A 21,125-nucleotide genomic window follows, 5' to 3' on the forward strand; every position below is an offset into this window, starting at 1 on the left:
CATGAACATGACGAACCTGCGCCGCGTGCGCGTCGCGCTCGCCGCCTGCGTGCTGAGCGCGCTGGTCGCCGGCTGCGGCGGTGACGATTCGGGCGGCACGGCCGCCAGTGCCGCGAAGGCGAACGCCGCGCCGGCCGGCGCGGGCGGCGCGAGCGCGCCCGTGCCGATCGTCGTGGCGCCGGGCGCCGGCCCGTGCCCCGCATCGGGCACGGCGGCGCTGCAATCGCCGTCGCTGAACTCGCAGCTGCGCTGCGCGCCGTGACGCGCGCGCCTTTCCGGGACGACCTTCCTTCTCGACCATGACTTCCATCGACCGCCGTTCGTTTCTCCGTGCCGCTGCCGCCGGCACGGCCTTCTCGATGTTCCCGCCGGCGATCCGGCGCGCGCTCGCGATTCCGGCCAACAACCAGACCGGCACGATCAACGACGTGCAGCACGTCGTGATCTTCATGCAGGAAAACCGCTCGTTCGATCATTACTTCGGCACGATGCCCGGCGTGCGCGGGTTCGGCGACCGCCTGACGATCCCGCAGCCGGGCGGCACACCCGTTTGGCAGCAGAGCGACGGCAAGCGCCCGGTGCTGCCGTTCTACCTCGACAGCACCAAGGGCAATGCGCTGCTCGTCGGCGGCGCGCACTCGTGGACCGATTCGCACTCGGCCTGGGACAACGGCCGGATGACCGCGTGGCCCGCGTCGAAGGGCGACGCGTCGATGGGCTACCTGCGACAGTCCGACCTGCCGTTCCACTTCGCGCTGGCGAACGCGTTCACGCTGTGCGATGCGTACCACTGCTCGCTGCACGGCGGCACCAACTCGAACCGGATCTTCCTGTGGACCGGCACGAACGGCCCGACGGGCTCGAACACGGCGGTGGTGAACAACGACGGCTGGGACGGCCTCGGTTCGTCGAAGACGGGCCTGACGTGGACCACCTACCCGGAGCGCCTGCAGGCGGCCGGCGTGAGCTGGAAGGTCTACCAGAACATGCCGGACAACTACACCGACAACCCGCTCGCGGGCTTCGCGGCGTTCCGCAAGGTCAACGAGACGGTGCCGGGCTCGCCGAACGCGCCCTATACGCCGGCGATGGAAGCGCTGTCGCCGCTGTACAAGGGGATCGGCAACACGATGCCCGATGGTGGCTTCCTGCAATCGCTCGCCGACGACATCGCGGCGAACCGGATGCCGCAGGTGAGCTGGATCGTGTCGCCGACCGCGTACTGCGAGCACCCGGGCGCGTCGACGCCGGGGCAGGGCGCGTACTACCTGCAGCGCCTGCTCGACACGCTGACCGCGAACCCGGACGTATGGAGCAAGACCGTGCTCATCGTGAACTACGACGAGAACGACTGCTTCTTCGATCACATGCCGCCGCCGAACGCGCCGTCGCGCAATGCGGACGGCACCTATGCGGGCAAGTCGACCGTCACGACGCAGTACGAATACTTCACGCTGCCGAACCCGCCTGGCGATTCGTCGCCGCTCGCGCCGGACGGCCGCCCGTACGGGCCCGGCCCGCGCGTGCCGATGTTCGTCGTGTCGCCGTGGAGTACGGGCGGCTGGGTCAACTCGGAGGTGTTCGACCATACGTCGGTGCTGCGCTTCATCGAGCAGCGCTTCGGCGTGCAGGAGCCGAACATCAGCCCGTGGCGTCGCGCGGTGTGCGGCGACCTGACGTCGGCCTTCAACTTCAAGAACCCGAACGGCAACCCGACGACGTCGTTCCCGGCGCCGACCAAGGCCGCGGCCGATGCGCAGCACGTGCAGCAGAGCCTGCAGGGCGCCGTGCCGGTGCCGTCGGTCAGCACGCAGCAGATGCCGACGCAGCCGGCCGGCACGCGCCCGTCGCGCGCGCTGCCGTACGAGCTGCACACGAGCGCGAGCGCCGACGTGTCGGGCGGGCTGGTGTGGCTCACGTTCAGCAATACCGGCACGGCCGGCGCGGTGTTCCATGTGTACGACAAGCTGCATCTCGATCGCGCGCCGCGCCGCTATACGGTCGAAGCCGGCAAGCAGCTGTCGGATTCGTGGCGCGCGGTGGCCGACGATGCGGGCAACTATGACCTGTGGGTGCTCGGGCCGAACGGCTTCCTGCGCGAATTCCAGGGCAACGTCGCGAAGGCGGCGAGCGGGCCGGTGCCGGAGATCCGCGTGTGCTACGACCCGGCGAACGACGCCGTGTACCTGACGATCATGAACGTCGGCAACGCGGCGAGCCAGGTCACGGTCACGTCGAACGCGTACCGCACCGACGGCCCGTGGAGCTATTCGGTGCCGGCCGGGATGCAGGTCGAGCCGTACTGGGTGCTCGCGGCGTCGAGCGGCTGGTACGACTTCACGCTGACGGCCGAGAACGGCCTCGTGCGCCGCTTCGCGGGCCGGGTCGAGACCGGCAAGGACAGCATCAGCGATCCGGCGATGGGCGTGTCCAGCTGACCGGCGCCGGCCGGGCGGCCGGCGTCGCATCACCGGTAGCCGCCGGCGCGTCGACCCGCGCCGGCGGCTTTTTGTGCGCGGCCTCGCGACCACGAGGCCGCGCGTTTTTCATTCTTTCCTGTTCACACGACGCCTCATTCGATGACGCAACTCGCGCTTTTCGATCTCGACTTCACTCTCATTCCGTTCGACAGCGACCAGGCCTGGGGCCATTTCATGGTCGAGCAGGGTCTCATCGACGCGGCCGAATTCGCGCGCATCGACGCGGCGTTTTCGGCCGGCTATGCGGCCGGCACGCTCGACATCCATGCGCACCTGTGCAACATGCTCGCGCCGCTCGCCCGCTATTCGCGGGAACGGCTCGCGCACTGGCACGCGTGCTTCATGGCCGACGTCGTGCGGCCCGCGATCTCGCCGGCCGCGCTCGATCTCGTGCGTCATCATCGCGCGCGCGGCGATCTGTGCTGCATCGTTACCGCGACGAATGCGTTCATCACGCGGCCGATCGCACACGCGTTCGGCATCGACGCGCTGATCGCTTGCGAGCTCGAAACCGTCGACGGGCGGCCGGATTCGCGCTATACGGGGCGGCCGGCGGGCGTGCCGAGCTATCGGGAAGGGAAGATCGTGCGTACCGATGCGTGGCTCGCGTCGCTCGGGCACGCGTGGTCCGACTTCGAACGCAGCTGGTTCTACAGCGATTCGCATAACGACATCCCGCTGCTCGAGCAAGTGACGGATGCGGTCGCAACCAATCCGGACGACCGGCTGCGCGCGCTGGCGACGGCGCGCGGCTGGCGGATCGTGGAGCTGTTCGAAACGGTGTGAGCGCGTGCGCCGTTACGCTCAGGTCGGCGTGCGCGCGTCGTGGCGGTCGACGTTGGCCATGAACGCGGTAATCAGCCGCGTGTCGGCGCGCGCGTCGAGGTAGTACAGGTATTCGTGCATCGGCGGCAGATCGTCGGCGAACGCGACCGCGCGCAGTTCCGGATGCGCGCCGACCTCGCCGCGCGGCATCAGCGTGCAGCCCATGTCGTGCCGCACGGCTTCGCGGATCGCTTCGCGACTGCCGAGCTCGATCGCGTTCGCGGGCAGCCCGATGCCGGCGTGCTTCAGCACGTGCTCCATCAGCGCGCGCGTGCGCGAGCCGGGCTCGCGCAGCAGCAGCGTCTCGCCGGCCAGCGCGGCGAGCGTGACCGACTCGCGCGCGGCGAGCCGATGCGAACGGTGCACGACCAGCACGAGCGGATCGTTGGCGATCGTATGCCGCACGAAGCGCGGATCGTCGTCGCGCTGCGACGACACGGCGACGTCGCAGCGAAAATCGACGAGCGCATCGAGCACCTGCTGCGAGTTGCCGATCTCGATGCTGATCTTTACGGCCGGATACTGGCGCCGGAACGCGGCGATCGCGGGCAGGATGTAGAACGGGCCGGTCGTGCCGACGCGCAGGTTGCCGGTATGCAGTTCGCGCTCGTTGCGCAGCGCGAAATCGATATCGTTCTCCATCTGCAGCATCTGGCCGATCATCGGCATCAGCGACGCGCCCGCGTCGCTGAGGTCGAGACGGTTGCCGCGGCGATGGAACAGCTCGACCCCGTAATGGCGTTCGAGCTGCTGGATGCGCGACGTGATCGTCGGCTGGCTCACGTCGAGGCGCTTCGCGGCGGCGGTCACGCTTCCCTGGCGGGCGGTTTCATAGAAGGCGGCGAGAAGCAGGGCAAGCATGGCGACACACGGGACGAGACGTGCGGAAATTACCGGCCGCGCGTGTCAATTCCGTGTCATCGGCGTGGATGTGCGTGGCAAATTGGGGCGCGATGTGGCGTGCATCGCGCATGGCCCACGCTCATTCAGGCGGCTGCTCTTCGTAGGCGACGAAGATCTTCCGTGTGCGCTCGACGACTTCCCACGTGCCGCGAAAGCCCGGCGGAATGACGAAGCGATGGCCGGCGCGAAGGGTTTTCGCGTTGCCTTCCTCATCGGTGATCACCGACGTGCCTGCCAGGATCTCGCAGTATTCCGCTTCGGTATACGCGACCCGCCAGCGGCCGGGCGTGCTTTCCCAGATGCCCGTCGAGAAGCGCCCGCACGGGCTCGTGAAGCCGGGGGTGAGCGTCTGCAGCGGGTCGCCGGCAATCAGCTTCTCGGGTGATACGCGATACTGCACGGGTTCGCCGCTCGGGGCGAGGGCATCGGTGATGGTGGAAATGTCGAGCACGGCTGGCATCCTTCGTCGAAGTGAAATGAACGCGCCGACGGCGCGTTCGCATGATTCCACACTTGCGGACAGGATTGGCGGTTGCCGGCGACGCTGCTCGCGTCGCGAGCGCATGGCCGTGACGAACGCTTATGATGAGCGGACGACGCGCCAGCCGCATGGGCGACAGACGGAAGGAGAAACGATTGAGCATCGCATGGGATGGCATCACGGGCGCCGACCTGCTCCACGACGCAGAGGTCGCGAGCCGGCACGCGTTGGCCGACGCGGCGCGCAACGGCGACTGGGCGACGATGCTGGATCTCGTCGCGACACGGTCCGCGCTCGTCAACGCGACGCGGCCGGGTGGCACGTCGCTCTATACGCCGCTGCACCAGGCTGCCTACGGCGGCGCGCCGCAAGAAGTCGTCGCCGAATTGCTTCGGCTCGGCGCGTGGCGCATGCTGCGCGATGTGCACGGCGCGCGCCCGGTCGATATTGCCGAGCAGCGCGGGCATCGGCACCTGATCGATCTGCTGACGCCGCAGCCGCGACGCTTCGTGCCCGACGATACGCTGCGCGACATCCAGCGCCACTTTCACGAGATGATTCTCGGCCGTATCGCGCACCTGCGCGTCGACGCGCTGCGCCTGCCCGAACTCGAACCGCTGCTGGAGCTCGACGCACAGGCCGAAAGCATGTGGTTCGGGGTGCCGGGCATGTATGGCGGGTTCGGCTATACGCTCCGTGCCGACGGCGCCGCGGCCGTGCTCGTGTCCAGGAGCTGGAGCCGCGTGGTCGGCGGCTCGGGCCAGCAGCACGAGATCACGGCGCACGGCTGCACGCTGGTCGAAGAGGGTTTCGTGTGACGGCCTTGCGCCGCCACGTCACCGCTCAGGCGACAACCGTGTCCGTTGCCTTGACTGCCGTCGCCCCGCGCGCGGCCGAAGCCCGCGCCGCTGCCGCGCCTGCCAGCCGCCGATAGCGCGCGAGCGCCCACAGCGGGAAGTAGGCGGTATAGCCGTGATACTTCAGGTAGAAGATGCGCGGAAAGCCCGGCGCATTGTGCGAGCGGTGCCACCAGAAGCCGTCTTCCTGCTGCACCGACTGCAGGTACGCGATGCCGCGCTTCACCGAATCGGATTCGCAGTCGCCGAACGCCATCTGCGCGAGCAGCGCCCACGCGGTGAAGTTCGATGTGCTCTCGCCGCCATTGGTGCCGCTCAGCTTCGGGTCGATATAGCTGTCGTTCGTCTCGCCCCAGCCGCCGTCCGCATGCTGTCGTGAGCGCAGCCACTCGATCGCGCGTGCGATATACGGCTGCGACTTGTCCTCGCCGGCGAGCGCGAGGCCGGCCAGCACGCTCCACGTGCCGTAGATGTAGTTCGTGCCCCAGCGCCCCCACCAGCTGCCGTCGGGCTGCTGCGTGCGCTTCACGTAGTCGATGCAGCGCGCGAGCGATGCGCGTTCGTCCGCGCGTTTCGTCACGCCGAAGCACAGCAGCACGCGGCCCGACACGTCCTCGGTCGGCGGATCGAGTAGTGCGCCGTGATCGGCGAACGGGATCGCGTTCAGGTACAGGCGGTCGCAGTCGGCGTCGAACGCCCCGAAGCCGCCGTTGCGCGATTGCAGCCCGCGCATCCAGTCGAGCGCGCGCGCGACGCGCGGCGCATACGGGTTCGTGCCGTCCGCGTGGGGATGCGTGCGGCCGCGGCGATCGAGCATCGCGGTGACGACTGCCGTGTCGTCGATGTCGGGGTAGTACGGGTTCTCGTACTGGAACGCCCATCCACCCGGCTGGACGTCGGCCGGTGCGTTTTCGATCCAGTCGCCGCGCAGGTCGTTCACCTGGCGTGCGGCCAGCCAGTCGTACGCGCGTGCGATGCGTTCGTCGAGTGCGCGCCGTGCTTCGCTCGGCTCGCCGTCTTCCGGCGCCGCCACGCCGCGCGCCTGCTCGAGCGCCATCGTGCTCCACGCGGTGTCCCACACCGGCGACAGGCACGGCTGGCAATACATGCTGCCGTCCGGCCGCGTGACCAGCAGTTTCTCCAGCGCGTTTTCGCAATCGCGCCGCAGCGGATGATCGTCCGGGTAGCCGAGCACTTCCATCATCTGGTAGCTGTACACGATCGGCGGGAAGATCCCGCCGAGCCCGTCCTCGCCGTTCATGCGCTCCGCGCACCACGCCTCGGCATGGCGGATCGCGCGCTGCCGCAGGCCCTTCGGCATCAGCGGCTCGACATGGCGCACCGTGCGGTCGAGCGCGAGGAACGCCTTGCGCATGCCGCGCGCGGGCGGGAAGTACTGGCGTTCCTCGTCCGGCGGCGTGACGAACAGCTCGCGGATCGAGATGTTGCGCGGATTGCGGGCGCGCGCCTTCAGCGAGCACAGCACGAGCAGCGGCACCATCGTCGTCCGCGCCCAGTACGCGACCTTGTACATCGAGATCGGCACCCACTTCGGGAACAGCACGAATTCGATCGGCATGAACGGCGCCGCGCGCCACGGTACCTGGCCGAACGTCGCGAGCAGGATGCGCGTGAACACGTTCGCGCGGGCCGCACCGCCCAGCTTCAGGATCGCGTCGCGCGCGCGGACCATGTGCGGCGCGTGTTCGCTGTCGCCGGCCGCCTTCAGCGCGAAGTACGCCTTCACGCTGCACGACACGTCCGGATCGCCGTCGACGTACAGCGCCCAGCCGCCATGCGTGTCCAACCGCTGGTTCGCGCGCAGGTAGCGTGCCATCTTCTCCTGGCGGATGTCGTCGATCTTGTCCATGAAATGCATCATCAGGATGTATTCCGCGGTGATCGTCGCGTCGGATTCGAGTTCGAAACACCAGCTGCCGTCGGGCTGCTGGAGACGCACGAGGGCGTCGCGTCCACGGGCGATGGCGGTGTCGAGCGCGGACCAGGAGGAGGGGGTGGCTGTAGTCATGCGGCGGATCATACCATCCAGCCGGAATGTTTATATCGAGACGCCCGGGTGCTACCATCCGCACCATGAAAAAACACCTCGAACCCGCGCCGCACGACGCGTCCGCGCCCGTCGAACCGGCTGGAACGGCCGGTGCGCGGGCGCCCGAAGCATTGTCGGCGCCGGGCGCCGCCACCGCCGGCGTGCGCCGAAAAAAAGCGCCGGATCAGGTGCGCGCACAGTTGCTGGCGGCGGCATCGGAAATCGCGACCCATCACGGCGTGGCCGCGTTGACGCTCGATGCGGTGGCCGAGCGTGCCGGCGTGACGAAAGGCGCGCTGCAGTATCACTTCGCGAACAAACAGGGGCTGCTGGATGCGCTGTTCGGTCAGGCGACCGAGCGGTTCGCCGCGCACATGGCCGCGCGGGTGGCGGCGGATGCCGGCGGCGACGGCGCGGCGGCGCGCGCATACGTCCATACGGTGCTCGATGCAGTGCATCCGGCCGCGAGCACCGACGTGCTGCGCGTGCTGGTCGCGTCGATGATTACGGACCAGGGCACGCGCGAACGATGGTCGGTGCCGATGCGGGAATGGACGCGGCCCGACCCCGTGCCGCTCGAGCAGGCCGCGACGCTGATGATCTGCCGGCTCGCCGCCGACGGACTGTGGATCTCGGAATTGCTCGACAGCGTCCAGATGTCGGCCGAACTGCGCGCGGAAATCGTGCGGCAACTCGATCGCATGAGTGCGGGTGAACCGCCAGCGCGTACCGGCGACGCGACGCGCGGCCGGGGCGGCTGATCGCCGCCGTCAGTCGCCGGACAACGCGACGAGATCGGCGAGGCGTCTGACGCCTGTCTTATAGTCACGCGTCGGCCAAGCGTTTAGTCATGCAAAACAAGCGCCGGGCGACGCCGCCCTGCGAGAGGTTGCGGGCATTCGCATGCGCGTTCCATAGGTATACCGACCCTAGCTCGCGGGCAACATCTGTCGCCAGTTCTCCGCGTCCCAGCGCGGACCCGTCAGGTCGCCCTGGCAGAGGTCGCAGCCCTCCCATTTGAAGAACTGCAGGTCCGCCGCCCGCGTGACGCCGCTGGCGAGCACCTGCACGCCGAGCGTATGTCCGAGCGCGATCACCGCGCGGGCAATCGCCGCGAGCTCCGCATCGTCGGCCACGTCGCACGCGCCGCTGGCCGCGATCTGCAGCCGGTCCGGCATCAACCGGCGCAGATGCGCGAGCGAGATCGGGCCGTTGCCGATATCGTTCAGCGTGATCGACACGCCCATTTCCCGCAACTGCGCACACGCGTCGCGTGCGGCCTCGGCACCGTCGGAGACGGACGGCAGGTTTCCGGGCAACTGGATGTCGAGCGCGCTGCCGGGCAGGCCGGCGTCGGCCAGCGCGTCGCGCACGAGGCTCGCGAGGTGCTGAAACGTATCGGCATCGTTGCCAGTCGCGGATAGCAGCAGTGGCACGCTGATCCGCAGCGGCCGGCCGGCTGCGTCATGCGCGGGCGCGCCGTGGTCACGCTCGGCATGCCACGCGTTCGCCAGTGCGCACGCATCGCGCAGCAGCGCTGTGTTGACTGCCGATATCCGTACTGCGCCGTGGATCCGGCCGGAGACGGCCGCGTGCGGCATCCAGCCGTCGGCGACCGGCCATTCCGGCAGCAACGCAACGGACGCCGGCGTGCCGTCGGCCAGTTCGAACTGGCACTGGGCGAGCAGGCGGTAGCGGGTTGCGTCCAGAACGCGGCCGATGGCGTCGTCGTCGCTCGCGCCGTCCTGCGGCGTATGCTTTTGCCGCAACGTCTTCAGGTATTGGTAGCTGCGCAGCCCGGCAATCACCACCGAGAGTAGCTTTTGCGCGGTGAGCTCGGTTTTGACGAAGTAGCCGTTGATTTCGTAGTCGGTCACGACCTGCGCTTCCGGCGCCATGCCGGGATGGCCGGTGCGCAGCACGATCTGCACGTCGGTGTTGCGCAACTGCCGGCGGATGCGTTGCACGACATCCAGCCCGGCATGGTCCGTCTCCATCACGACGTCCAGCAGCGTCAACGCTGTGTCCGGATGAGCCGCGAGGTGGGCGAGGCATTGCTCGCCCGAGTACGCGCTGTGGAAGATCACCGGGCGGCCGGAAAAGGTCAGGTCGCGCAGCACGAGGCGGGTGACTTCGTGCACCGCGGGTTCGTCGTCGACCAGCAGGACCTGCCACGGGAGCGTCGATGCGTCTGCATTCATGAGGGATTTCCGGAGGGAACAACGGGAATGGTGGCCTTGGCCGACGGCGTGACGCGCGGCACCTGCACCAGAAAGGTGACGCCGCCGCCGTCGCGGTCTTCCACCGAAATGGTGCCGCACAGCCGCTGCGTGATCAGGTTGTAGACGAGGTGCAGCCCCAGTCCGCTGCCGCCCTGGCCGCGGCGCGACGTAAAGAACGGCTCGAAAATCTTCCCGTGCAGCGCACGCGGAATGCCGCAGCCGTCGTCGCCATGGCGGATCACGACCTCGTCGTCGGCGGCCTGTCGCGCGCTGATGCTGATGATGCCGGCGCGGCCGTCGGCGAAGCCGTGCTGCAGCGAATTCATCACGAGGTTGGTGGCGATCTGCGCGATCGGGCCGGGATAGCTGTCCATTACGATGCCGGCCGGGCAATCGACCAGCAGCGACACGCGGGTATCGCGCAGCCTCGGCTCGAGGCTCAGCAGCGTATCGCGCAGATAGTCGCCGAGGTCGAAGGTGCGGCGCTTCTCGCTGGTCTGGTCGACGGCTACCTGCTTGAAACTTTGCACGAGCTGCGCCGCGCGGTTGGCATTGGACAACAGCAACCGGGCCGATTGCGCGGCGTCGGCAAAATAGTGTTCGAGCTCGGCGGGAGGCAACGCGCCGCGCGCATGCAGGGTCGACGCCGCGTCCGTGCGATCCTGCAGGTAGGACGCCGCGCTGACGACAATGCCGACCGGCGTATTGATCTCGTGCGCGACGCCGGCCACCAGGCCGCCCAGAGACGCCATCTTCTCGGATTCGACCAGCGTTTTGCGCGCCGATTCGAGATGGCGCAGCGACTCGACCAGTTCCGCGCGCGCCAGCTCCCGGCTTTCGTGCGTCAGCACGATCCACCACGCGCCGAAGGCTAGCAGCGGAAGCGTGGCCGTGTAGGTACGCAACAGCAGATTGCCGAAACCCGCGCCAGGCGGCGCGGTGCCTGTGGACATCAGGCGCCAGGCCAGCAGGAAGATCGCACCCATCGCCGCCGCCGCGATGAGGAGCAGGCCGAAGAAGCGGGTCAGTCGCCCGGTAAAGCTCGGCGCGAGCACCCTGGCCAGCTCGCCGTGGCTTGTTGGCGCGTGCGCGTCGAGAGCGCCCGGGCGCTTGCACACATCGTGGCAGTGGTTGTCGAGCCCGCAGCACAGCGAACAGATCGGGCCTTGATAGAACGGGCAGTGCGCCATATCCGGCGCTTCGTAGTCACGCTCGCACACGCAGCAGCGGATCGTCTCGTCGGCATCATGCTCGCGGTAATGCGTATTGTCGCGCGCGATGTAATAGCGTCCTCCTGTGGCGAAGGCGATGGCGATGGCGCTGGCGAACGAGGCAAGGAGCGAGATGAAGGCCGAGTAGGCCTGCGCCAGCGGGCCGAACAGGCCGGCATACGCGCAGACGCCGGCCAGCGATGCGATCACCATCGCGCCGCAGCCGACCGGATTGAAGGCGTGCAGATAGGCGCGACGGAATTCCACCTCGCGCGGGCTGATGCCGAGCGGCTTGAGCACCATCAGATCGGCCGCGAGCGCGCCCAGCCACGCGATCACCAGATTCGCGTAGACGCTGAGCACCGCTTCCAGCGTGCTGAAGATGCCTAGCAGCGTCAGCAGCAGCGCGATCACGACATTGAACACCAGCCAGACCACGCGCCCCGGATGATAGTGCGTGAGCCGCACGAACACGTTCGACCAGGCGAGCGAGCCGGCATACGCATTGGTCACATTGATCTTGATCTGCGAGACGAGCACGAACAGCAGCGCCGCCGCCAGCACGACTTCGTGCCGCTCGAACACCTCGCCATAGGCCCACAGATACATATGGATCGGCTCCATCGCCTGCCCGCTGGGCACGCCCGCCCCGATCGCCAGCACCGCCAGCAGGCTGCCGGCCAGCACCTTGAGCCCGCCGATCAGGATCCAGCCGGGGCCCGCGAGCAGCAACGCGCTCCACCACGCGACGCGGTTTTCGCGCGTGCGTTCGGGCAGGAAGCGCAGATAGTCGACCTGCTCGCCGATCTGACCCACCAGCGAAAACAGCACACCGGCGGCCGCACCGAAGGCCAGCAGGTCGAAGCGGGGCGAGCCGCCGCCGTTTCGGCCGGTGAACGCGGCCCATTGCGCCAGCACGTGTGGGTCGTGGTGCAGGATAGAGATGAATGGCAACACCAGCAGCACGACCCACAGCGGCTGGGTCCACATCTGCAGCTTATTGATCAGCGTGACGCCGAAGAAAACCAGCGGCACGATCACCAGCGAGCAGATCAGATAGCCGACCGTGAGGTCGAGCCCGGTGGCCAGCGCCAGCGCCTGCGCGAGAATGGCCGATTCGAGCGCGAAGAAGATGAACGTGAAGGACGCGTATATCAGCGACGTGACGGTCGAACCGACGTAGCCGAAGCCGGCGCCGCGCGTGAGCAGGTCGATGTCGACGTTGGACACGCTGGCGTAGTAAGCCACCGGCAGGCCGATCAGAAAGATCAGCAGGCAAACCAGCACGATCGCGGGAAACGCGTTCTGAAAACCGAAGCTCAGCGTGACGCTGGCGCCGATGGCTTCCAGCGCCAGGAACGACGCGCCGCCCAGCGCGGTGTTGGCGAGCGTGAATGGCGTCCAGCGGCGGTACGAGCGCGCCGCGTAGCGCAGCGCGTAGTCTTCGAGCGTTTCGTTCGCGACCCAGGATTGATACTCTCGTTTGATGCGCATGGTGTGGGCGTCGGTGCGGATTGCGCTGACTGCGGGCGCTCCGATTATTGTCGGATTACCGATGCGATGCAATGATGCGCGGACGTCCGGCGCGTGTCGGGCGAGATGCGTGCGGCCGCGCGGGTCTTGACTTTTGCGGCCCGAGCGAAAAAACTTGCCGGCGAATCATTCGCACGCAGATCGCTCCGTTCCAGTTGCGCTGCCCGACAAACCGCAGTAGGGATCCAAGGAGGAGGCGCGGTTGTCAGCGCACAATGCCGATTCGCCAGAGACGGGCGAACTGCTTTACCGCATCCATGCCGCCCGCGACGAGGATGCCTGGCGTGGCGTGATGGAGCAACTGCGCGCGCGCTTCGACGCCGCGTCGGCGGTGCTGGCGCAGCGCCATCTTGCCAGCGGTCAGGGCGAAGTGCTGTACGGCGCGCCGGACGATCCCGCCTTCGCGCGCGTGTTTGCCGAGTACGCGCCGCGCAATCCCTGGTTCCTGTCGACCGATGTCTGTCAGCCGCTGCATGTCAGCAGCGGCGACGAGATATTGGGCAACCGCGAGCTGCTCCGCACCGACTACTACAAGATCCTGCTGCATCCGCAGCGCCTGCTGCACCGGCTGTGCGGCGTGGTTGCGCGCGACGAGGGCGTACTGTGTTACGTCGAGCTGTATCGCAGCGAAGGGCAGCGGCGCTTCGGCGCCCGGGAGAAGACCGAATTTCGCAGTTTGCTGGCGCATATCGCGCTGGCCATGGAGAACCGCTGGCACCGTCGCCATGCCGCCGATCTGGGGCAGGTGCTGATGCATGTCGTCGACGGCCACGCCAATGCGACCTTCCTGGTCGAACCGGACGGCCGCATCGTCTACAGCAACCGCAATGCGCAAGCGCTGTGCGAGCAGGGCAGCGGTCTGCGCTGCGATGGAGCGTATCTGGCTGCCGTGACGCCGGCCGATCAGCGCGCGCTGCGCGAGACGCTGGCCGATGTGGCCCGGCAAGCGGGCGAAGACGGTGCGCGCACCGGCCTGCCGCCGACACAGGTGCTGTCGGTGTCGTCGCCCGGTGCGCGCTTGCCGACCACGCTGACGTTGCAGCCTGCCGGCGCGTCGCTTCGCAGCGGCACGGGGCAGGCGCGCTCGCTGCTCGTGGTCAGCGCGCGTCGCCAGCGCATGGAGCACGCTCACCACGACTGCCGGTTTGCCCACCAGTTCAAGCTGAGCGACGCACAGGCGCGGGTCAGCGCGCTGATTTTCGACGGACACTCGATCGCCACGCTTGCGCAGACGCTGCACGTCTCTGAGAACACGGTGCGCAGCCATCTGAAGCAGGTCTTCCAGAAGACCAATACGCATGGCCAGATGGAGTTGGTGCGACTGCACGCGCAGCACTGCCCGAACGCCTGAGACCGGCGTCGCCCCGCGCGTCGGCCGATGCCGGTTGTCTTCCTCCCCTTCCTTGCCGAAGGCGCTCCCGCGCCGGCGCCATGCCGTCTTTACCGACACGATGACTCACCCAGTTGGGTGAGTCCTGCTCCCGCCGCCGGGTGATGCGCGATTCGTCGCCGAGAGGGATTCGGATTGCAGACCAACTGCCTATAGTTGATGCGTCCGCACTTGCGGCAGGACGAAGGCGGCGCGGCAGGCCGCGACAGTAGGTGAAACAACGAAAACAACCAAAGAAAAAATCGAAGGAGACGTCGATGCTAGGCCTGACCTTGCTGTACGTGGGCGCCGTGCTGTGCCTCAACGGCTTGTGGCTGCTGGGACGGATCGGCGACCGGGAAATCTGGGTGGTCAATATTTTCTCGGGCGGCGTAACCATGCTGGTGTCGTTGCAATTGATCTTCGGAAGCGGCGCTAGCATCGCGTCGATCAAGGCCGGCGCGTTGACGCTGCTGTTTACCTTCACCTATCTGTGGGTCGCGCTGAACCGCTTCAACGGCGCCGACGGGCGCGGCTTGGGATGGTTCAGCCTGTTCGTCTCCGTCACCGTGATTCCGGTCGCCATCGAGTCCTGGCAGCGCGCGGTGACCGCTTGGGACATCTGGTTCGCATGGTGCTGGATCGGCTGGGGCGTGTTGTGGTTCCTCTATTTCATGCTGCTGGCGCTGCAGCGTCCGATCCTCCGGTTGACCGGTGTCGCGACCGTCCTGGCAGGCATCGCGACCGGCTGGCTACCGGGCTACCTGCTGCTCAGCGGCACGCTCAAGTAAGTCAAGTCAACTTGCAGTCTGCCGCCACCGTCGGCGGCGTCGTTGAAGTCCGCCATCCCCGCTATCCCGGCGATGGCCGCATCCACCACCAGGAGACAGGCATATGACCGACACCCTTATCAAGGTAGACCTGAAACAATCGGCCTACGAAAACGAGATGGTGCACAACCGCTGGCACCCGGATATTCCGATGGCGTGCTGGGTCAACCCCGGCGACGATTTCATTCTCGAAACCTACGACTGGACCGGTGGTTTCGTCCAGAACAACGAGTCCGCCGACGACGTGCGCGACATCGACCTGTCGATCGTCCACTTCCTGTCCGGGCCGGTTGGGGTGCGCGGCGTCAAGCCCGGCGATCTGCTGGTGGTCGACCTGCTGGACATCGGCGCCAAGGCGGAGAGCCAGTGGGGTTTCAACGGCTTTTTCTCGAAGCAGAACGGCGGCGGCTTCCTGACCGACCATTTCCCCCACGCACAGAAATCGATCTGGGATTTCCACGGCGTCTATACGTCGTCGCGTCACGTGCCCGGCGTGCAGTTCGCCGGCCTGATCCACCCCGGCCTGATCGGCTGCATGCCCGACCCGAATCTGCTGCGCACCTGGAACGAGCGTGAGCTGGGCCTGATCGCGACCGATCCGCAGCGCGTGCCGCCGCTGGCCAATCCGCCGTTCCGCCAGACGGCGCACATGGGCCAACTGCACGGCGAGGCTCGCGAGAAGGCCGCGGCCGAGGGCGCGCGCACGGTGCCGCCGCGCGAGCACGGCGGCAATTGCGACATCAAGGATCTGTCGCGCGGATCGCGGGTCTACTTCCCGGTCTATGTCGACGGCGCAGGCCTGTCGGTCGGCGATCTGCACTTCAGTCAGGGCGATGGAGAAATCACCTTCTGCGGCGCGATCGAGATGGCCGGCTGGGTTCATATGCGCGTGAACGTAATCAAGGACGGCATGGCCAAATACGGCATCCGCAACCCGATCTTCAAGCCGAGCCCGATTACACCCAACTACAACGACTACCTGATTTTCGAAGGTATCTCGGTGGACGAGGGCGGCAAGCAGCACTATCTCGACGTCAACGTGGCCTATCGTCAGGCGTGTCTGAACGCAATCGAATACCTGACCAAGTTCGGCTATTCGCGGGCGCAGGCCTATGCCATTCTCGGCACGGCGCCGGTGCAGGGGCATATCAGCGGCGTGGTCGACGTCCCGAACTCCTGCGCGACGCTGTGGATACCCACGCAGATCTTCGACTTCGACATTCGGCCCGATGCGAACGGCCCGGTCGTGCACGTCAAGGGCGATGCCGACGTGCTGATCTCTCCCGACCTGCACTGAGCTCGCTGCCCAGTTCGCCGCGCGCCGGCCCGGCCGGCGCGCCCAACCCCTGATCCGGAGCCTTGCCGATGCCGATCTATGACTATGCCTGTCCCGTCTGCGGCGACTTCACTTCCGTACGGCGCATCGCCGAGCGCGATGCGCCGATCGCCTGTCCGGCCTGCGGCGCCGCGGCGCAACGCGTCGTGGCCGCCACCATGCTGGCGCTGATGCCGGCGACACAGCGCAACGCGCATGCCGGAAACGAACGCAGCGCCCATGCACCGATGGTCTCGCAGGGGCACCGCCATGGGCCGGGATGCGGTTGCGGCGGCGCGCAGGCCCAGGCCTCGTCGGCCGGCGGCGCGAAGTCCTTCGTCGGCAAGCGGCCCTGGATGATCAGCCACTAGGGGCAGGCTTTGATCGGGGAGCGATACAGCGCATTGCGTTACGAGGTTCGGCGCTCTCGCTGAATCCCGTCCGTTTGTGGCGTGTGCTGTCGCTCCACCGCCTGCTTCGCGAATCGAATCTCGCAGTCGAAGCTCGCTTCGGTCGCGATGTGCCGGTTGTCGACGCTGACGAACCATCGGTCGACTGACACCAGCGAACCCGGCGCTCGTCCATCAGTGACGAGAACGAGTGCCGCACGGCAGCGTCGTCGGAATTGGCGATGCGTGCGGATCTCGCGCCAGTCACCTGCAGCGTTTGCGAGTGATGGCGGCCATTCCAGCGCGGCCACAATTCCGGGCAGCTCGACGAACAGATCGCCGACGAGTCGCATCCGGCCGCGAGTACCGACGTGCTGCGCGTGCTGGTCGCGTCGATGATTACCGACACAGGACACGCGCGAGCGATGGTCGGTGCCGATGCGGGAATGGACGCGGCCTGACCCCGTGCCGCTCGAGCAGGCCGCGACGCTGATGATCTGCCGGCTCGCCGCCGACGGGCTGTGGCTTTCGCAGCTGCTCGACAGCGTCGAGGTACCCGCCGAGTTGCGTGCGGAGATCGGCCGGCAACTCGATGCGATGAGCCGTGGCGTGTTTCCGAAGGGGCGCGACGGCGCCGCGTGACGCATGCGTCGTGGCGCCAGGCTGGCCTGGCGCCACGATCCGGCGGCGATCTCAGAACTGCGCCGGCAGCTTGACCTCCCTGGCGTCGCGCCAGACCGTCAGCGGCACCACCGTGCCCTTGGGTGTCGCGAGCACGGCATCCCTCAGGTCGTCCATCTGCTTCAGCGGGTGATTGCCGAACCGCAGCAGCACATCGTAATTCTTCAGGCCGGCGCGATCGGCGACCGTGTCGGGCAGCACAGCGAGGATCTGCAGCGCGCTGCCGGGGAGTTTCAGCCCCGTCTGCTCCTGTTCGCTCAATTCGACAAAATGCACGCCGAAGACCGACGGACGGTTCAACATCGCCTCCGGCACCAGCCGGCGGTCGTTCGGAATGCTGGCGAGAAAGCGCGATAGAAACGCGGCCGGAATCCGGATCTGGAAGCCCTTGTCGGCCGTGTCGTAGTCCGAGAGTCTGAGCACCAGGTCGGTCCCGCTGATGTCGTAGGGCTTCAGGTCGATGCGGTTCAGCATGATGAAGACGCCACCGTTCACGGGCCAGGTCTTGCCGCCATCGGCCACCGGGGGCCAGTTCTCGGTGTCGCTGTAGCCGCCGCCGTTCAGCGTCGGAATCGCGACCGGGATCTTGGGCTGCCGGTAGTGGGTGCCGAATTTCCCGTAGTCGCGCACGGTATTGAAATTGCGCTTCTCCGTCGTATGGAAGGCGACGGCCAGCCCCAGTACGGAATCATTGCCTTGCGGCGACTGCACCAGCGTCAATTGCGCGTTGACGATGCCTTGATCCGCCGATAACCCGGAATCGCTGATGGTCAGTATGGGGGAATCGTAGCGAACGTTCTCGGGGAAACGCTCGGAGAGCCACGTATAGACAGGCGGCGCGGCCTTTTCCTGCGCCAGTGCCGCTTGTGTTGCCAAGGACGACATTGCCAGCAGGGCGGCAAATACAAAACCACGTTTCATTTCGGAATGCCCTTTTCTCTGTTTGTTATCTGAATGGCGGCGGGCGAGGATGCCCGGGAACGCCTTGTTTATTTTTTCGTCTAGCGTATCAGTTTTAAGCGCGCAGGTTGAAGTGCTTTGATTATCACCCGCTTGCTCACGATCGGGGAGTTGGTTATTCTGGTGCGCATGATCCATTCGCAAACCCGTTCGATTATTTGCGCCGCCATGTTGCCGGCGGGGTAGCGATCGACTGAATGGATGTCGTCACAACCCGCCCGGAAGGCGGGTTTTTGCTTTCTGGGCATTCGATGGAGAGCCTGGACATGCAGACAGGGAAGTCACTTCACGCGACGGCATCGAACGATGCCGTGTTGCTCCACATGGTATGCGGCAAGATCGCGTCCGGAAAATCGACGCTCGTCGCGCGGCTCGCCAGTGCCGGGCCGGTTGTTTCGATCAGCGAAGACGCGTGGCTCGCGCAGCTCTATCCGGGCGAGATCCTGTCGATCGACGACTACGTCCGGTGCGCAACGCGGGTCGGCAACGTGATTGCCGATCATGCCCGCGCGGTGCTGCGGGCCGGCGTATCGGTGGTGCTCGACGTGCCGTTCAATACCGTCGCCGCGCGCGCCTGGGGGCTCGCCGTTTCGCAGGCGGTCGGCTGCGACCATCGACTGCATTACCTCGACGTCAGCGATGCGGTTTGCAAGGCGCGGCTGCGCGCACGCAATGCGCGAGGCGACCATCCGTTCCAGGCGTCGGACGACGAATTCGACCGGATCACGCGGTACTTCGTCGCGCCGGCTGCGACGGAAGGATTGAACATCGTGGCGTATGACGAAGCCGGTGCCGTCAGGCTGTCGTCGTAACGGTGCGGCAGCGTGGCGAACATGGACTATCTGTCTGAAACGCTCGATCTGCCGATGGTGCAGGTTCCCGCCGGCACCATTGCATTGCGGGACGACCGGATCGGCCGCACATGGTGCGTCGATCTGCAGCGCTTTGCGATCGGCCGCTATCCGGTGACCCAGGCGCAATACGCCGCGGTAACGGGACAATCGCCTTCGTCGCGTGTCAGTGCGCAATGCCCGGTGGAAAACGTATCGTGGATCGACGCCGTCCGGTTCTGCAACAGGCTGTCGTCGGCCGACGGTCTGCTTGGCAGTTATGCAATCCATGAAGATGGAACGGGTGCCTCCCCGGTTCCTGGCAGCAATGGCTATCGGCTGCCTACCGAAGCGGAGTGGGAGTACGCATGCCGCGCGGGAACGCAGGGCCCGAGGTACGGCGCGCTCGATGCGATCGCGTGGTACCGGGAAAATTCCGGCGGCCGCACGCACGACGTCGGCCGGAAACAGCCCAATGGCTGGGGGCTGTACGACATGCTGGGCAATGTGTGGGAATGGTGCGCGGATCGATACGATCCGGAAGTCTACGGTTCGTATCGCGTGTTTCGCGGCGGGGGCTGGGCCGATGTCGAACGAGGCTGCCTTGCGACGAACCGCCGTCGGAGTCATCCGACCTTTGCGATCGACGATCTCGGCTTTCGCGTGGCGCGGTCGCTTGATGCGGGGGATGGGTGGCCGGTGCGCGCCGTGCGTGGATCGTCCGGGGATTGACCGCGACCGCCCCCGTTAGCGGGGCGCGTTGAAACAGGGCGCTGCCTGGCGCGCGAGAACGGCCTGCCGGCGTTGAGCAATTTCGACGCGAACCTTGCTCATACGATGGCCGTCGTCGATGCGTCGGGCGCACACACCGAAGCAGTGCGAGACGCGTGTATCAGTTGGCAGCGAGGCGCGACGAGGCCGACTCCCATGCAGGCATGCCCGCTGTTTTCGCGTAGCGGGCCTCGATAATGCGGCGCTGCTTCAAAGCGTGTCTGGTCCCTTACGCAAGACGGGACCCGTTGGGAACCGGTCGCTCGAGCGTGGTGATCACGACGCCGTCGTCCGTGTGAAATCCGCTCAGCAGAAATTGCGACTTGATCGGCCCGACCTGCTTTTCAGGGAAGTTCAGGACTCCGACAATCTGCCGTCCGATGAGCGATTCCGGCGTGTACAGGGAGGTGATCTGCGCGCTAGTCTTGCGCTCTCCATATGGACCGAAATCCACCCAGATTTTATAAGCGGGCTTGCGGGCTTCAGGAAAAGGTTCGGCGCGCGTAATGGTGCCGGCCACCATGACAACCTTCTGAAAATCGTCCCAACTTATCTGTTCCATACGTGTGTTTTCTTCTCTCGAGAAATCCGGCGCGCGTCAATTGAACAAGGCGTGTTCGAGCCGCGTACTTTACATCAAACGTTCCCAGCTAGCGCGCGGGCTTGCCGGGTGGGCGATGGCCACAGCGTCGCGCAGGTCGACGCAGGCCGTGTGCCACGCATGTCTGCCATCGACTGGAAATCGGACGCACTGCGCGAACGACGGGCGTAGTGGGCGACCCATCTGCCGGTCTGGATGCGACGTCGGATCAGCGGCCGGTTCTCATGGCCGCGCGGAGACATCCAATGCGATAGCAGTCAGGCATCTTCCCTGACGACCGTTAAAAAAAATGACGTTCAGATTGATTACGACGGTCGGTTGTGCCGGCGGCAAGTCCCTTGCGGCGCGGCTTTCGGGCGAACATCAGCCTGGCATGCCCCTTGCGTTATCTGAATGCAGATGAACAGGGAGACGCTCGATCCGATGCCAGCGAAACGTACAGCGATATCGATGATGTTCGGGAAGCAGGGGCTGGTTGGGTGTGGTCGCCGTAGCGCGGATGAATTTCATCCCGAGGTGCTGTCGACCTCTGCCCTCGTGGGCGTGGTGGAAGAAGCATGCGTCAGGGCCATGCGTGAGGATATCCGGGGCGACCAGTGCTCGATCGGCAATGTCATGCACTTCAGGCATCTGGCTCCGACGCCGTCGCAAGCCGAGGTTTTCGCAACGGCAACATTTCGGATGTTCGACGGTGAACTGTACTGGTTTGATGTCGTCGTAGCCGACGCAGCAGGTCCGGTTGCAAGCGGCAGTCATGCGCGCTCGATAGTCGAGCGTTCGGCAATCGGGTTTAAGCCGGGTTGACGTCACACCATCT

20 protein-coding genes and 1 pseudogene are annotated in these 21,125 nt (G+C 66.4%); 13 read left to right on the forward strand and 8 right to left on the reverse strand.

Annotated elements, in window-relative coordinates; translation table 11 throughout:
* Window position 1 precedes the first annotated feature (1 nt).
* The 3 genes from ACN8ZM_RS32785 to ACN8ZM_RS32795 all read left to right on the forward strand — a co-directional run bounded on the left by ACN8ZM_RS32785 (window position 2) and on the right by ACN8ZM_RS32795 (window position 3,266).
* Complete coding sequence (locus tag ACN8ZM_RS32785) at window positions 2-262, forward strand: hypothetical protein (RefSeq protein ID WP_043184081.1); 261 nt, start codon at window positions 2-4, stop codon at window positions 260-262.
* 37 nt (window positions 263-299) lie between these two features.
* Window positions 300-2,438 (forward strand): phosphocholine-specific phospholipase C, encoded by a 2,139-nt coding sequence (locus ACN8ZM_RS32790; protein ID WP_301769356.1) that lies wholly within the window; start codon window positions 300-302, stop codon window positions 2,436-2,438.
* A gap of 141 nt (window positions 2,439-2,579) precedes the next feature.
* On the forward strand, window positions 2,580-3,266 hold the full coding sequence (locus ACN8ZM_RS32795) for an HAD family hydrolase (RefSeq protein WP_420213060.1): 687 nt from the start codon (window positions 2,580-2,582) through the stop codon (window positions 3,264-3,266).
* Window positions 3,267-3,284: 18 nt separating this feature from the next.
* Here ACN8ZM_RS32795 and ACN8ZM_RS32800 read toward each other — a convergent pair whose 3' ends face one another.
* Window positions 3,285-4,166 carry a LysR substrate-binding domain-containing protein gene (locus tag ACN8ZM_RS32800; protein WP_420213061.1) on the reverse strand — a complete coding sequence of 294 codons (882 nt, stop codon included), beginning with the start codon at window positions 4,164-4,166 and terminating at the stop codon, window positions 3,285-3,287.
* Window positions 4,167-4,287: 121 nt separating this feature from the next.
* The gene (locus ACN8ZM_RS32805; RefSeq protein WP_420213062.1) at window positions 4,288-4,659 is read right to left on the reverse strand and encodes a cupin domain-containing protein; all 372 of its coding nucleotides are present in this window, start codon (window positions 4,657-4,659) and stop codon (window positions 4,288-4,290) included.
* 185 nt (window positions 4,660-4,844) lie between these two features.
* Between ACN8ZM_RS32805 and ACN8ZM_RS32810 the strand changes: the two genes are divergently transcribed.
* Window positions 4,845-5,507 carry an ankyrin repeat domain-containing protein gene (locus ACN8ZM_RS32810; RefSeq protein ID WP_420213063.1) on the forward strand — a complete coding sequence of 221 codons (663 nt, stop codon included), beginning with the start codon at window positions 4,845-4,847 and terminating at the stop codon, window positions 5,505-5,507.
* Window positions 5,508-5,532: 25 nt separating this feature from the next.
* On the opposite strand, the gene shc is transcribed toward ACN8ZM_RS32810, so the two are convergent.
* On the reverse strand, window positions 5,533-7,587 hold the full coding sequence (gene shc / locus ACN8ZM_RS32815; RefSeq protein WP_420213064.1) for a squalene--hopene cyclase: 2,055 nt from the start codon (window positions 7,585-7,587) through the stop codon (window positions 5,533-5,535).
* 53 nt (window positions 7,588-7,640) lie between these two features.
* Between shc and ACN8ZM_RS32820 the strand changes: the two genes are divergently transcribed.
* Window positions 7,641-8,357 carry a TetR/AcrR family transcriptional regulator gene (locus tag ACN8ZM_RS32820; RefSeq protein ID WP_420213065.1) on the forward strand — a complete coding sequence of 239 codons (717 nt, stop codon included), beginning with the start codon at window positions 7,641-7,643 and terminating at the stop codon, window positions 8,355-8,357.
* 168 nt (window positions 8,358-8,525) lie between these two features.
* On the opposite strand, the gene ACN8ZM_RS32825 is transcribed toward ACN8ZM_RS32820, so the two are convergent.
* Together ACN8ZM_RS32825 and ACN8ZM_RS32830 are read right to left on the reverse strand one after the other, a co-directional pair.
* The gene (locus ACN8ZM_RS32825) at window positions 8,526-9,797 is read right to left on the reverse strand and encodes an EAL domain-containing protein (RefSeq protein ID WP_420213066.1); all 1,272 of its coding nucleotides are present in this window, start codon (window positions 9,795-9,797) and stop codon (window positions 8,526-8,528) included.
* A complete protein-coding gene (locus tag ACN8ZM_RS32830; RefSeq protein ID WP_301769351.1) occupies window positions 9,794-12,595 on the reverse strand; it encodes an ATP-binding protein in 2,802 nt (933 codons plus the stop codon). The genes ACN8ZM_RS32825 and ACN8ZM_RS32830 overlap by 4 nt, the downstream gene beginning before the upstream one ends.
* A gap of 259 nt (window positions 12,596-12,854) precedes the next feature.
* On the opposite strand from ACN8ZM_RS32830, the gene ACN8ZM_RS32835 reads away from it, so the two are divergent.
* The 4 genes from ACN8ZM_RS32835 to ACN8ZM_RS32850 all read left to right on the forward strand — a co-directional run bounded on the left by ACN8ZM_RS32835 (window position 12,855) and on the right by ACN8ZM_RS32850 (window position 16,447).
* On the forward strand, window positions 12,855-13,913 hold the full coding sequence (locus ACN8ZM_RS32835) for a helix-turn-helix transcriptional regulator (protein WP_420213067.1): 1,059 nt from the start codon (window positions 12,855-12,857) through the stop codon (window positions 13,911-13,913).
* A 296-nt stretch (window positions 13,914-14,209) separates the two neighbouring features.
* Window positions 14,210-14,722 (forward strand): AmiS/UreI family transporter, encoded by a 513-nt coding sequence (locus tag ACN8ZM_RS32840; protein WP_089454493.1) that lies wholly within the window; start codon window positions 14,210-14,212, stop codon window positions 14,720-14,722.
* Between the two features lie 103 nt (window positions 14,723-14,825).
* Window positions 14,826-16,058, forward strand: a complete 1,233-nt coding sequence (gene fmdA, locus ACN8ZM_RS32845; protein ID WP_089454492.1) for a formamidase — start codon at window positions 14,826-14,828, stop codon at window positions 16,056-16,058.
* A gap of 68 nt (window positions 16,059-16,126) precedes the next feature.
* Complete coding sequence (locus ACN8ZM_RS32850; protein ID WP_420213068.1) at window positions 16,127-16,447, forward strand: zinc ribbon domain-containing protein; 321 nt, start codon at window positions 16,127-16,129, stop codon at window positions 16,445-16,447.
* A gap of 38 nt (window positions 16,448-16,485) precedes the next feature.
* Here ACN8ZM_RS32850 and ACN8ZM_RS32855 read toward each other — a convergent pair whose 3' ends face one another.
* Entirely contained in the window at window positions 16,486-16,818 is a 333-nt protein-coding gene (locus ACN8ZM_RS32855; RefSeq protein WP_420213069.1) for a hypothetical protein, read from the reverse strand.
* Here ACN8ZM_RS32855 and ACN8ZM_RS32860 point away from each other — a divergent pair.
* Window positions 16,813-17,107, forward strand: a pseudogene (locus ACN8ZM_RS32860) (TetR/AcrR family transcriptional regulator); the annotation flags it as partial. The gene ACN8ZM_RS32855 and the pseudogene ACN8ZM_RS32860 sit on opposite strands and share 6 nt — an antisense overlap.
* A 51-nt stretch (window positions 17,108-17,158) precedes the next feature.
* On the opposite strand, the gene ACN8ZM_RS32865 reads toward ACN8ZM_RS32860, so the two are convergent.
* Complete coding sequence (locus ACN8ZM_RS32865; protein ID WP_080741633.1) at window positions 17,159-18,244, reverse strand: PDZ domain-containing protein; 1,086 nt, start codon at window positions 18,242-18,244, stop codon at window positions 17,159-17,161.
* Window positions 18,245-18,372: 128 nt separating this feature from the next.
* Between ACN8ZM_RS32865 and ACN8ZM_RS32870 the strand changes: the two genes are divergently transcribed.
* Both ACN8ZM_RS32870 and ACN8ZM_RS32875 read left to right on the forward strand, forming a co-directional pair.
* Window positions 18,373-18,918 (forward strand): AAA family ATPase, encoded by a 546-nt coding sequence (locus ACN8ZM_RS32870; RefSeq protein ID WP_420213070.1) that lies wholly within the window; start codon window positions 18,373-18,375, stop codon window positions 18,916-18,918.
* A 21-nt stretch (window positions 18,919-18,939) separates the two neighbouring features.
* On the forward strand, window positions 18,940-19,668 hold the full coding sequence (locus ACN8ZM_RS32875) for a formylglycine-generating enzyme family protein (RefSeq protein WP_420213071.1): 729 nt from the start codon (window positions 18,940-18,942) through the stop codon (window positions 19,666-19,668).
* Between the two features lie 268 nt (window positions 19,669-19,936).
* Here the strand turns inward: ACN8ZM_RS32875 and ACN8ZM_RS32880 are convergent, their stop codons facing one another.
* On the reverse strand, window positions 19,937-20,269 hold the full coding sequence (locus ACN8ZM_RS32880) for a tRNA-binding protein (protein WP_420213072.1): 333 nt from the start codon (window positions 20,267-20,269) through the stop codon (window positions 19,937-19,939).
* Between the two features lie 438 nt (window positions 20,270-20,707).
* Between ACN8ZM_RS32880 and ACN8ZM_RS32885 the strand changes: the two genes are divergently transcribed.
* Window positions 20,708-21,112: a thioesterase family protein gene (locus ACN8ZM_RS32885; RefSeq protein WP_420213073.1), complete on the forward strand. Its 405-nt coding sequence runs from the start codon at window positions 20,708-20,710 to the stop codon at window positions 21,110-21,112.
* Window positions 21,113-21,125: the final 13 nt, after the last annotated feature.

It is taken from the genome of Burkholderia aenigmatica (genome assembly GCF_048627025.1).
Lineage (GTDB): Bacteria > Pseudomonadota > Gammaproteobacteria > Burkholderiales > Burkholderiaceae > Burkholderia > Burkholderia aenigmatica.

Coding starts and splice junctions, on each gene's coding strand:
- fmdA (WP_089454492.1), top strand. CDS start 14,826: ATGACCGACACCCTTATCAAGGTAGACCTGAAACAATCGGCCTACGAA.
- ACN8ZM_RS32855 (WP_420213069.1), bottom strand. CDS start 16,818: ATGCGACTCGTCGGCGATCTGTTCGTCGAGCTGCCCGGAATTGTGGCC.
- ACN8ZM_RS32880 (WP_420213072.1), bottom strand. CDS start 20,269: ATGGAACAGATAAGTTGGGACGATTTTCAGAAGGTTGTCATGGTGGCC.
- ACN8ZM_RS32850 (WP_420213068.1), top strand. CDS start 16,127: ATGCCGATCTATGACTATGCCTGTCCCGTCTGCGGCGACTTCACTTCC.
- ACN8ZM_RS32840 (WP_089454493.1), top strand. CDS start 14,210: ATGCTAGGCCTGACCTTGCTGTACGTGGGCGCCGTGCTGTGCCTCAAC.
- ACN8ZM_RS32870 (WP_420213070.1), top strand. CDS start 18,373: ATGCAGACAGGGAAGTCACTTCACGCGACGGCATCGAACGATGCCGTG.
- ACN8ZM_RS32865 (WP_080741633.1), bottom strand. CDS start 18,244: ATGGATCATGCGCACCAGAATAACCAACTCCCCGATCGTGAGCAAGCG.
- ACN8ZM_RS32820 (WP_420213065.1), top strand. CDS start 7,641: ATGAAAAAACACCTCGAACCCGCGCCGCACGACGCGTCCGCGCCCGTC.
- ACN8ZM_RS32790 (WP_301769356.1), top strand. CDS start 300: ATGACTTCCATCGACCGCCGTTCGTTTCTCCGTGCCGCTGCCGCCGGC.
- ACN8ZM_RS32795 (WP_420213060.1), top strand. CDS start 2,580: ATGACGCAACTCGCGCTTTTCGATCTCGACTTCACTCTCATTCCGTTC.
- ACN8ZM_RS32835 (WP_420213067.1), top strand. CDS start 12,855: ATGGAGCAACTGCGCGCGCGCTTCGACGCCGCGTCGGCGGTGCTGGCG.
- ACN8ZM_RS32825 (WP_420213066.1), bottom strand. CDS start 9,797: ATGAATGCAGACGCATCGACGCTCCCGTGGCAGGTCCTGCTGGTCGAC.
- ACN8ZM_RS32885 (WP_420213073.1), top strand. CDS start 20,708: ATGAACAGGGAGACGCTCGATCCGATGCCAGCGAAACGTACAGCGATA.
- shc (WP_420213064.1), bottom strand. CDS start 7,587: ATGATCCGCCGCATGACTACAGCCACCCCCTCCTCCTGGTCCGCGCTC.
- ACN8ZM_RS32800 (WP_420213061.1), bottom strand. CDS start 4,166: ATGCTTGCCCTGCTTCTCGCCGCCTTCTATGAAACCGCCCGCCAGGGA.
- ACN8ZM_RS32785 (WP_043184081.1), top strand. CDS start 2: ATGAACATGACGAACCTGCGCCGCGTGCGCGTCGCGCTCGCCGCCTGC.
- ACN8ZM_RS32875 (WP_420213071.1), top strand. CDS start 18,940: ATGGACTATCTGTCTGAAACGCTCGATCTGCCGATGGTGCAGGTTCCC.